Raw genomic sequence first — 11,288 nt, 5'->3', positions numbered from 1 at the left:
AAGTGGTGAAAAGAGAGGCATAAATGCCTTAGAATGTGGCGGATGGAGTGGATGTGGTGAAAAGAGAGGCATAAATGCCTTAGATTGTGGCGGATGGAGCGAATGTGGCAAAAAGAGAGGCAAAAATGCCTTAGAATGAGGTGGATGGAGTGGAAGTGGCGAAAAGAACGGTATAAATCCCGCAGAATGCAGCTGATCGGGCGAATACGGAGAAAAGAACGGTATAAATCCCGCAGAATGCAGCTGATCGGGCGAATACGGAGAAAAGAACGGTATAAATCCCGCAGAATGCGGCTGATCGGGCAAATGTGGTGAAATGAACGGTATAAATCCCGCAGAATGCGGCTGATCGGGCAAATGTGGTGAAATGAACGGTATAAATCCCGCAGAATGCAGCTGATCGGGCGAATACGGAGAAATCTACGGTATAAATCCCGCAGAATGTAGCTGATCGAGCGAATGTGGCGAAAAGAACGGTATAAATCCCGCAGAATGCAGCTGATCGGGCGAATACGGAGAAATCTACAGTATAAATCCCGCAGAATGTACCGGATCGAGTGAAGGTGGCGAAAAGAGAGGCATAAATACCCTAGAAAGTGGAGGATGGAGTGGAAGCAGCGAAAAGAGAGGCATAAATGCCCTAGCATGTGGCGGATCGGGCGAATGTGGTGAAAAGAGAGGCATAAATGCCTTAGAATGTGGCGGATCGAGCGAATGCAGGGAAAAGAGAGGCAAAAATGCCCTAGAATGTGGCGAATCGAGCGAATGTGGAGAAAAGAGAGGCATAAATGCCCTAGAATATGGCGGATCGAGCGAATGTCACCAGATCGAGCATATACGGTGAAATGAACGGGATAAATCCCGCAGAATGCAGCTGATCGAGCGAATACGGGGAAATCTACGGTATAAATCCCGCAGAATGCACCGTATGGACCGGGACCAATACACCCTAAAGGAGTGATTCCCCCCATTAACCGGAGAACCACTCCTTTTTATAACCAACTTTATAATCCGATCAACGACGACCTCCGTGATGCTTAACTGTGTATTTTGCTGAACTCGATTCGCGAGCTGAAGGACCTGGTAAACTCTTTTTCGATTATTGTTTTCATGATGTTGTGATGCACTTTGAGTTGTGATTGATCGGCGTGGTCTCTAAGGAGTTCAAAGAGCGCTGCTGATTTTTTGAAGCCTGTATCATCGTCTAGCTTGATGCTTAATAACAAGATTTCTAGAATAGTGTTGATTGTATCGTACATATTCTCTTGTTTATAGTAATACATCGCCAGCAAATAAATGTAATCCTCATGGTATTTGATATTCACAATAGTCTCATGTTCTCCTATGTCATCAACATTGATTTTGAATTCCTTCAGAATCCAATCAACGGAATAATCATGTATTATCGAAGATTCTAAGATTGTAATGAGTCCCGGCAATAATTCTTCATCATCACTTTTTCTAATAAACTCAACGTATTTATGTAGCATTCCCATTTTGCCTTCCAGCAGATCGATAACGTATGAATTGGCTTTTGCTATATTGCGGTAATATTCGACTTCATAAATGGCCTCTTCATCTAAACCTACTATCCAGCCCAGGTCAGCATACTTCTGAATACATAGTTTTGCCTCGTCATACTTACCGGACTTTTGTAGTGCTATACCTTTTGCGCAGGAGCTATATCCAAAATAATAGGGGATACTCCGCTTCAGTTTAGGACCTCTTATGAGGTTACTATTGTTTTCATATATGATGGAAATTTGTTCATGTAGCTTGTCTGCAATTTCAATCATGGCATCCCAATTCTCAAATGAAAATGATGCCTTAAGCATCTGAATCAAGGAATCCACATTCAACTCTTCCAAATCCAACTTCAATCCTATCTCCCTTTCTAGAGCATATCATGCATCGATTAAGATAATTGTATTTCATTTCTAAATTATTCATTTATTTTACATTAAATCATGTGATTTCCATCACGTTACATAAGGTCAAAAGGGTCTTTATTAATAATTTTCAAAATACTGTGAAGTCAAAAGCATATGCCCGTTTCGTTGGACTTGATTTCAAGGAAAGAGATGCGATCTTCAGTGATAGCTATTTCGACCTGTCAGCTGGCGTTTCAAGAATCGTTACGGTTGCCAAAAAAGATCTCGATAAACCAGCTACAGCTGAGGAACTGCGTGCCCAGCTTACTGTACGTTCCGTCTTTGATATTTAAGCAAAAGGTTATTTTCCTACTATATCTTAGGCTACCAATCTCCAAATGACAGTTTGATGATATATATTCTAGTGGTTTAGATCCTGTGTATAGATAGATCAATATTTTACTATAATAGGTATAGATATTAAGATTGTATCCCCTTCCATTTCACTCTAAAATAGACTTCGAAGAAGCATTAACTACAAACAATAAACGTTCTATTGAGCTACCTTAAGGAGAGTGCAAACATATTATGGGTATTTATTATGACGACAACCGCAAGGTGTTTCATTTACAGTCAGAGAAATCCAGCTATATTATTGAAATGATCAAAGGTGTTATTCCAGCGCATGTCTACTGGGGCCCACAATTGGCAGGGAGAGAATTTCAACACCCGTTGAATTTGGTGGAACGTTGCTCTTTTAGTCCAACTTATTTGCAAGAGGATAAAAATATCTCCCTCGACACCTTGCCAAGCGAATTCCCTTCCTATGGAAACGGGGATTTCCGCGAACCGGCACTGGAGGTTCACCTAGTAGATGGCACGACCGTAACGGATTTCCGTTATAAGAGCTACACCATTAATAAAGGAAAACCTGCACTCAAAGGTCTGCCTGCTACTTATGTTGAAAGTGATGAAGAAGCAGAGACCTTGGAAATTATACTGCAAGATGATAAAACAGGATTGATCGCTGCCTTGAGCTATACCGTATTTAACGATCAGGATGTTATAACACGTTCCGTGCGGATTGAGAATCTGGGTAAGGACAATCTGGTTTTGAAAAGAGTATTAAGCGCGAATGTTGACTTCCATGATTCTGACTATGACATGCTGCAATTATCCGGTACTTGGACTAGAGAACGCCATATTCACAAAAGACCACTCGTTCCTGGCATCCAACGGATTGACAGCAAACGCGGCTCCAGTAGCCATCAGCAGAATCCTTTTATGGCCTTGCTTGCAAAAGATGCGACAGAGGACCATGGCGAAGTTTATGGATTCAGCCTTGTGTATAGCGGGAGTTTCCTCGCCCAAGCAGAAGTGGATCAGTACGGAATTTCCAGAGTAGGGATCGGTATTCAACCTTTTAACTTTCAGTGGTTGCTTGAACCGGGCGAATCCTTTCAGGCACCTGAAGCAGTATTAGTAAGATCCAGTGAAGGGCTTGGCGGTTTATCGAGAACCTATCACCGTCTGTATCGGACCCGGTTATGCAGAGGTGAATTCCGCGATAGCAAGCGTCCTATTCTGATCAACAACTGGGAAGCGACTTATTTTAATTTTAACGCGGATAAAATCAAAGAAATTGCTAAAGCAGGCAAAGAGCTAGGCCTGGAGCTGTTCGTGCTGGATGACGGCTGGTTCGGCAAACGTGATAACGACGACAGCTCCCTGGGAGATTGGGTAGAGGATCGTCGCAAGCTGCCTGAAGGTCTTGGAAAGCTAGGCGAAGATATCACGGCAATGGGCATGGAATTCGGATTATGGTTCGAGCCAGAAATGGTATCGCCTGAAAGTGATCTTTACCGTGAACATCCAGACTGGTGTCTCCATGTACCTGGGCATAAAAGTTCCTTAGCCCGCCAGCAGCTAGTGCTGGATTTATCCCGTAAGGATGTATGTGATTATATCGTCGAGTCAGTTAGCTCGGTATTATCATCCGCTCCGATTACTTATGTGAAATGGGATATGAACCGGAATATGACGGAGATTGGATCAGCGCTTCTTCCAGCCGAACGTCAACGTGAAACGGCACACCGTTATATCCTTGGACTTTATGATGTGCTGGAACGTATCGTTTCCCGTTTCCCTCATATTTTGTTCGAAAGCTGCTCCGGCGGTGGCGGACGATTTGACCCGGGAATGCTGTATTATATGCCACAGACCTGGACTAGCGATGATACGGATGCAGTGGAAAGATTGAAGATCCAATACGGAACAAGTATGGTGTATCCTGCGAGTTCAATGGGTGCCCATGTGTCGGCTGTTCCTAACCATCAGGTACATCGTATTACACCTTTGGAGACACGTGGTCATGTCGCGATGTCGGGTAATTTCGGCTACGAGCTGGATTTGACCAAGCTTACTGAAGCTGAGCGCGAGGATATCCGCAAGCAGGTTTCAGAGTACAAGGAACTGAGAATGCTGATTCAGTACGGTGATTTCTATCGACTGCTTAGTCCTTTTGAAGGAAACGAGACGGCATGGATGTTTGTTTCTGCTGATAAAAAAGAAGCCTTCGCCACCTACTTCCAAGTTTTGGCCGGGCCTAATCCACCGTTGCGCAGATTGCGTCTGAAAGGACTCGACCCTGCGAAATCGTATAAGCTTGAGCTTAACGGCGGAGTATACAGAGGGGATGAGCTGATGCACTTCGGACTCACGCTTCCACAGCTTGAGGGCGATTTCAGAAGCCTACTTTTCGTGCTTAGAGAAGTTTAATCAAAAAAGGAGGGTGCCCCAAAAGCCATTGGCTGCTGAGCACCTTCCTTTTTTTCTCCTTTTTTGAGTTCTTTTGTGACTAGCTGCGCGCCCGAAGCTGTTATTGGATGGGGTGTTTAGCAGAATGTTTACCTAGCCTTAGCCGCGGATAGCGGGCTCGAATAAGGGTGTTTAGCAAGATGCTTTGCTAGCCAGGTGCTGCCGTACGCGAATTAGTGCGCCTTGCAAGTAGCCTGACGCCACTGGAGTTGAGTGTTTATAACTCGAAGTCGGCGGGCTCAAATTGGTGCACCATGCAAGTTACTTACTCAGCCAACACAGTGCTATCGGACTCAGTGGCCGCTAATCGCAGTCTTTTCACACATTTGGAGTTTTATCGGACCGCATAGTCGCTATTGGCTCGAAAAGTACCTAATATGCACCTTTTTCGAAGGAATAGCTGCACTGGAGTCCGAAACAGTACTCAAAAGACGAAAAATTAGCAAATAGCGTCATTGGGGTCCGAAAGCGGCGGTGGATGGTTATCACTCGGTGCTGCTGTACGCGAATTAGGGTGTTTATCAAGTTGCTTCCTTAGCCGTGGGCCGCCAATTAGTACGACATGCAAGTTGCTTACCAAACCAACACAGTGCTATCGGACTCAAATGCCGCTAATCGCAGTCTTTTCACACATTTGGAGTTTTATCGGACCGCATAGTCGCTATTGACTCTAAAAGTACCTAATATGCATCTCTTTCGAAGGAATAGCTGCACTGGAGTCCGAAACTGTGCTCAAAAGACGAAAAATTGGCAAATAGCGTCATCTGAGTCCGAAAGCGGCGGTAGAGGGGGTGACACGGTGCTTTCGTATGCGAATTTGGGTGTTTAGCAAGTTGCTTCCTTAGCCGTGGGCCGCTGGACGCCAATTAGTACGCCTTGCAAGTTACTTACCCGTCCAACACAGTGCTATCGGACTCAGATGCCGCTAAACATAGTCTTTTCACACATTTAGAGTTTTATCGGACCGTATAGTCGCTATTGGCTCGAAAAGTACCTAATAAGCACCTCTTTCGAAGGAATAGCTGCACTGGAGTCCGAAACTGTGCTCAAAAGACGAAAAATTGGCAAATAGCGTCATCTGGGTCCGAAAGCGGCGGAGGGTGGTTATCCCGCGGTGCTGCTGTATGCGAATTAGGGTGTTTAGCAGGATGTTTACCTAGGCGGGGGCTGCCGTACGCGAGTTGGTACGCCTTGCAATTGTGAGTTGGCACCCCCAGATCTGAATGGTTACTACTTGCATCCACCGGCCCCGAATTAGCACCCCACGCACGCCACGCCTGCCACGCCTGCCACACCTGCCACACCTGCCACGCCTGCCACTCAGCTCTATCGAAGCCGAATAGATATGCCTAGCAACATCAATTTTCAAAAAACACATGTTTGGACAGGAACTCTAGGTCCTGCTCGCGGTAAGTGGAGGGGCTAACTCCAAAGTAGGAACGAAAAACTTTGCCGAAATAGCTGGCATTGTCAAACCCGGTGTCCACAGCGATCTGGTAGATCGTCTGATCTGTTGTTTTCAGCATAGATGCTGCCAGCTCGATCCGTCTCCTTCTTAAATACTCAAAGGGCGAGAGATTGATGTTTTTTTGAAATAGCCTGCAAAGATGATGTTTAGAAATTCCAACATGTGCGGCGACATCGTCTAAGCTAAGGTTATTATTGTGCAGATCATTTTTCATGAATTGTATAGCGGCATGGAGTTTGTCATTTTTTATATAGGTGGTTAACAAACTTGGTTTCTTGAGGTATTTCTCCATGGACAATATCCACTGAAAGGCTTTCCCCGTTAGAAAATGCAAATCTCTTTCTTCATCAACCTGGATGTCCTTGAACATACTCCACAATAAATCCATCGGAACCGATTCCTGAGGGAGTTCTATAATGGGACCGCCATGTGCGATCAGCTGGTTCCAGAGTGAAATAGCTAGAGGTCCTCGTACATTCAGCCAAATGAATTCCCAGGGCTCTGTACCTTCCTCCGGATAATAATATCTGTGTATACTGGGGACAGTCACTAGGAAAGCTTTGCCCTTCGTTAATGGGTGAACAACCCCGTCTATTTCAATTCTACCCTCTCCAGATAAGGTGTACTGAAAAATAACACAACTTCTCTCCGTCCGGTTCTGGCCGTTGAATGAATATGCCGGAGTCTCGGCTTGTTCCCAGCCAATAGAATCAAACAGAAGCATAGAAGCTTGTTCTTCCGAGCGAATGGTGTAGGAGGAGCGCAACATTAGCAGGTTTCCTTTCCGTGGTTCGTTACTTCATTCAAAGTGTAAACTTTTTTGTTGATCTGTTCAATTTTTGTTTCATTTAATCTGCTGTCTTCGATATTGATAAGGCGTAATGCCATACTGATCTTTGAACAGCTTAATGAAATATTGTGGCTTTTTGTAGCCGACTAGATGTGAAATATCGAGCACATGTAAGTTGGAATCGATTAATAACTTGGAGGCCTTTTCCAAGCGTTTAGAAGAAATGTAGCTCGATAAATTTTCGCCCGTCTCCTGCTTATAAAATTTAGACAGGTAAACAGGATGTAGGTGAACAATTTTCCCTAAGTCCTCCAGGCTCAAGCAATCACTAATATGATTGGAGATATAGGCTTGAATGGTATGAACAATGTTTTGATTGGAAAATTTAGCGCTTCTATCTAATTGGGTGAGGCTCTGCAAGATGGATTGAAGAGCCGTATTTGGCTCTGATAATTGATTGAAAATCCAGTCTGCGACCTCAGCTGATTGGATTTTATCGGTTGTGGAATACAGCAAATTAATGAATTCGAGCAGGTAGAGGAGCTTTTGTTTTTTGACAGTGAGCTTGGCAAAGTTTTTTAAAATGTTTTTTCTGGTTTGTTCCCATTCTCCAAGCTCTAATTTAGGGAGAGCACTAGAGGCACTCAGCATAGTAAAGTCTCTGGCCCCAATATTTTCATTAAAAAAGAAATGATAAAAAATATGCCGAACAGCATGCTTTTGAGAAAATTCAAACGGCTCGGAAAAAGAAATGGAATCGACGCTGCTTGCCACAGTTTCGGTATTGGATTCTGGAATAATTCCAGTAATGGCTGATGGAGCGATCCAAATAAAGTCCCGTCCACCATTATGATCTTTTAACATCATTTCATCTTTCCCTCTAGCCCCTGAGACGTGAAAAAAGCAAAAGTGCTCATTCCGTAAAGCAGTATCGAGTGTGCTGTGATCATAACGTAGTGGGGAAGGTCCGCTAATAACAGAAAGCAAGTAACCTAGCCCATCTATGTTTTTCTCTGCCACTGGGGTTTTTGGGGGTTTCTCAGCGATACTCTTAATAACTTGACTCATGGCTTTTTCCATATCCTCTTTATCAACCGGCTTGAGTAAATAATCGAGTGCACCCAAACGAATGGCTTGTTGTGCATAATCAAATTGAGAATAACCGGAAAGGAAAATTACCTTGGTATTGAGCTTTTTCTCATGAACATGATGCAGTAAATCAATGCCGGATACCTCGGGCATACGAATATCTGTAATAAGGATATCTATATGATTCTGATTCAATAGCTCCTTGGCTTCAATCGAATTTGTTGTCGTCTCAATATGCTCAATTCCAAATTTGCTCCAATCCAGCAGGTGTTTTAAATATTCAACGATGTAATGTCCGTCATCAACTATCAATAATCGCATATTGTCCTCCTTCATCCAGCGAGAAATCTATGAATGCCAGCACGGATAAACCACCCCAGTCATTGATGAAGAACCGCAGTCCGCTTAATTCACCATACGCATTTTTGAGGCGATGATGAATGTTCCAAAGACCAATTCCTCTTGATCCTTCAGGTGGGGATTCATTCTCAAGTCTGGCCATTAGCTGGTGTATTTCCTCAGCAGTAAGCCCCTTACCGTCATCGGCAACAATAATTAATGCTCCAGTATCAAGTTCTTTTACATCTATAGTAACGCGATGAGCCCCTTGCTGTTCTTCAATCCCATGCTGGATTGCGTTCTCGACCATAGGCTGGATAATCAGTGGCATAATCAGATGCTCTCCCAGTTCAGGAGGCAGGTTGATTTCATAATTTATTTTTTTGGAAAGTGACATGATGGATAAAAAATGATCGGCAAGCTGCAATTCAGAAGCCAACGTAACATTATCTGAATTCATTTTTGTTAAATAACGATAGTACTCTGCTAAATGCTTGCTCATCTGCATTACGGCTTCCGGTGAAGTTTTTGCCACTGCCATAATAAAAAACAGATTATTGTAAAGAAAATGTGGATTGATCTGAGCCTGTAGCTGTTTCACTTCGGCGTTTCTGCGCAGCTCGGTTTCTATTTTTAATGAAGCGAATAAAGCCTGTATTTTGGCGACCATGTGGTTAAAGCTTTTAAATAGACTATAAAATTGATTGTCCGGGTTCTCACTAATTCTGGTGCTGTAATTCCCTTGTTCCACTTGGTAGAATTTCTTGTCGAGCAAATATACATTACGATAATAGTTTCGATAGAACATAAAAATCACGATAAGGCCAATGATCAAGATCATTAAGATGCTGACAAAAAACACCTGTTTATTCCGGTTAAGCGGATTCAAAAAATCACTCATTCGCGTATAGGTAACAAGATACGTATCAATCGGCTCAATATACTTCGATAAAACATAATAATCGTCATCGTTGATATGATAGTCAAACTTTAAAATTTCATGTGCATTGGGTGTTATCGTCTCCTTGGCTTTTTCCTCGATTCGAATATCCACCGCTTTATTGCTAATCATTAAACTCTTGTTCACAAGTAAAAAGGCATTGGAGCTCTCGCCGCCACTCACTGCTTTCTCTAAAAGACTTGTTAAATACTCCTTTTTCAGCTTAACGCCCACGATGTACTGAATATTGGCAGGATTCTTAGGTTCATGAATATAAGGATAGATTGAAAAATAATACAAATTGTTATTAACAATCTGCCAGCCTCGCTGCGTGACCTTCTGAAAGGGCTGTTTGGCAAGCGAATCATGACCCGTAAAAATAAAAGTGCCATCCGATTTCCAGTAGATACCGATAGATTCAATCGCCTGACTGGAGAGAAGTGGTGCTGATATGCGGTCATAGATATCGTTTTTTTTCATCTGGGCATCGTAATTGTTCATCTCTTGTATTTTGCTTTGATAGAAACGTACGGAGGTGTCGGCTGTATATTGGATGCCATACAAACTTGCCTCAGAGATGATGCCATCCAGAATGCTTTCCGTATAGGCTAGCTGATTTTTGGAGGAGTTAACCAAGCTCTCTTGAATGGTTTTGGAACCTAGGGAGTTCATTACGAAAAACAAACTTAAGGTAAGTAAAAGGAAAAAAACGAAAAAATATATGAATCGTTTCATATTTACTTTTTTAATCATAAGCATTACTCCTGTCGCTAGGACTCGTGTGAATTCATCATAAGCCATATATTCCAAAAGAAAAAGAGAAGAGCTCTCGCAAAATGAAAGCGTTTATAAAGATGTTTAGCGAGTGGTTATGATATTTAATTTGAGACATTTTCGAATGAAAGCGCTTTTGTTAACATTAAACCAGAAAGAAATTAGCAGCCAAGAATGTAAAAGGGGGTAAGCACAATAGCACAGATAATGAATACCCAGCTCAAATGGAGTGAGAAAGCCAACGTTAAAAAAAGCAGAAAGAATCCTTGGAAAAAGGAAATCAAAAAAAATTGGCCGTTGTATGTTTTATGTATCCCAGCTTTGGTATTCGTTCTAATTTTTGCCTACGGTCCTATGGTCGGATTAGTGATGGCCTTTCAGGATTACAAGCCCTGGCTTGGAATTACAGGTTCAACTTGGATTGGTTGGGATAACTTCGCAAGAATCTTTCAATATAAAGAGGCAACACAATCCATTATCAACACCCTTATTATTGCTGTAATCAAAATTATAGTCGGAATTATTGTTCCTATCTTTATGGCGATTCTGCTAAGCGAGATTAGAAACATGGGGATTAAAAAGAGTATTCAAACCTTGGTCTATTTACCGCATTTTCTCTCTTGGGTAACCGTTGCCGGAATCATGATTGATATCTTAGGTCTGGATGGGGGCATAAATCATTTTCTTACGAATTTCCTCGGACTGAAACCGATTTTCTTTCTGGGCGATCCTACGCTGTTCAGACCGACGATCATCATCAGTGATTTATGGAAAAACTTCGGATTTGGCATGATTGTCTACTTAGCGGTGATTACAGGGATCGACCCTTCTTATTATGAGGCAGCTGAGATCGACGGCGCTTCACGCCGCCAACAAATACGCCATGTTACCTTACCGAGTATGATGCCGATGATCATCGTAATTGCAACGTTAAGCCTTGGAAATATCCTGGATGCAGGATTTGACCAAATCTTTAACTTATACAATCCACTCGTATATAGTACGGGAGATATCATCGATACTTATGTTTACCGGTCATCCTTATTGAATGGACAATACGGTTTTGGTACCGCTGTTGGATTGTTTAAATCCGGCATCAGCTTCATATTAATCGTAATTTCCTATCGAATTGCTTACAAGGTAGCTAACTATAAAATATTTTAAGTCGAAGTTGTTAAGCTTACAAAACTGTTAGGAGGA

At 42.6% G+C, this 11,288-nt stretch carries 8 protein-coding genes; 4 read left to right on the top strand and 4 right to left on the bottom strand.

All coding sequences use genetic code 11. From position 1 onward, the window contains the following. Positions 1-135 precede the first annotated feature (135 nt). Positions 136-315 (top strand): hypothetical protein, encoded by a 180-nt coding sequence (locus MHH50_RS22645; protein WP_340033427.1) that lies wholly within the window; start codon positions 136-138, stop codon positions 313-315. 722 nt (positions 316-1,037) lie between these two features. Here the strand turns inward: MHH50_RS22645 and MHH50_RS22640 are convergent. Further along, positions 1,038-1,880, bottom strand: coding sequence for a DNA-binding protein (locus MHH50_RS22640; protein ID WP_143759934.1), 843 nt, complete (start codon positions 1,878-1,880; stop codon positions 1,038-1,040). 89 nt (positions 1,881-1,969) lie between these two features. Between MHH50_RS22640 and MHH50_RS22635 the strand changes: the two genes are divergently transcribed. Together MHH50_RS22635 and MHH50_RS22630 are read left to right on the top strand one after the other, a co-directional pair. After that, positions 1,970-2,224: a glycoside hydrolase family 2 protein gene (locus MHH50_RS22635; protein ID WP_256717514.1), complete on the top strand. Its 255-nt coding sequence runs from the start codon at positions 1,970-1,972 to the stop codon at positions 2,222-2,224. A gap of 235 nt (positions 2,225-2,459) precedes the next feature. After that, positions 2,460-4,649: an alpha-galactosidase gene (locus tag MHH50_RS22630; RefSeq protein ID WP_076279238.1), complete on the top strand. Its 2,190-nt coding sequence runs from the start codon at positions 2,460-2,462 to the stop codon at positions 4,647-4,649. 1,397 nt (positions 4,650-6,046) lie between these two features. Here MHH50_RS22630 and MHH50_RS22625 read toward each other — a convergent pair. From MHH50_RS22625 to MHH50_RS22615, 3 genes are all read right to left on the bottom strand, one after another. Beyond that, positions 6,047-6,925 (bottom strand): AraC family transcriptional regulator, encoded by an 879-nt coding sequence (locus MHH50_RS22625; RefSeq protein ID WP_076130289.1) that lies wholly within the window; start codon positions 6,923-6,925, stop codon positions 6,047-6,049. Positions 6,926-7,000: 75 nt separating this feature from the next. Further along, positions 7,001-8,356 (bottom strand): response regulator, encoded by a 1,356-nt coding sequence (locus MHH50_RS22620; RefSeq protein ID WP_340033426.1) that lies wholly within the window; start codon positions 8,354-8,356, stop codon positions 7,001-7,003. Continuing rightward, positions 8,337-10,067 carry a histidine kinase gene (locus MHH50_RS22615; RefSeq protein WP_076130287.1) on the bottom strand — a complete coding sequence of 577 codons (1,731 nt, stop codon included), beginning with the start codon at positions 10,065-10,067 and terminating at the stop codon, positions 8,337-8,339. The genes MHH50_RS22620 and MHH50_RS22615 overlap by 20 nt, the downstream gene beginning before the upstream one ends. A gap of 228 nt (positions 10,068-10,295) precedes the next feature. Between MHH50_RS22615 and MHH50_RS22610 the strand changes: the two genes are divergently transcribed. Then, entirely contained in the window at positions 10,296-11,252 is a 957-nt protein-coding gene (locus MHH50_RS22610; protein ID WP_081382600.1) for an ABC transporter permease subunit, read from the top strand. The last annotated feature ends 36 nt before the right edge of the window (positions 11,253-11,288 follow it).

It is taken from the genome of Paenibacillus sp. FSL H3-0302 (genome assembly GCF_037982245.1).
Lineage (GTDB): Bacteria > Bacillota > Bacilli > Paenibacillales > Paenibacillaceae > Paenibacillus_AQ > Paenibacillus_AQ odorifer.
Note: the sequence above shows the minus strand (reverse complement) of the source record. Positions and strands in the feature narration are given on the sequence as shown.

Coding starts and splice junctions, on each gene's coding strand:
- MHH50_RS22645 (WP_340033427.1), top strand. CDS start 136: ATGAGGTGGATGGAGTGGAAGTGGCGAAAAGAACGGTATAAATCCCGC.
- MHH50_RS22630 (WP_076279238.1), top strand. CDS start 2,460: ATGGGTATTTATTATGACGACAACCGCAAGGTGTTTCATTTACAGTCA.
- MHH50_RS22625 (WP_076130289.1), bottom strand. CDS start 6,925: ATGTTGCGCTCCTCCTACACCATTCGCTCGGAAGAACAAGCTTCTATG.
- MHH50_RS22620 (WP_340033426.1), bottom strand. CDS start 8,356: ATGCGATTATTGATAGTTGATGACGGACATTACATCGTTGAATATTTA.
- MHH50_RS22615 (WP_076130287.1), bottom strand. CDS start 10,067: ATGATTAAAAAAGTAAATATGAAACGATTCATATATTTTTTCGTTTTT.
- MHH50_RS22610 (WP_081382600.1), top strand. CDS start 10,296: ATGAATACCCAGCTCAAATGGAGTGAGAAAGCCAACGTTAAAAAAAGC.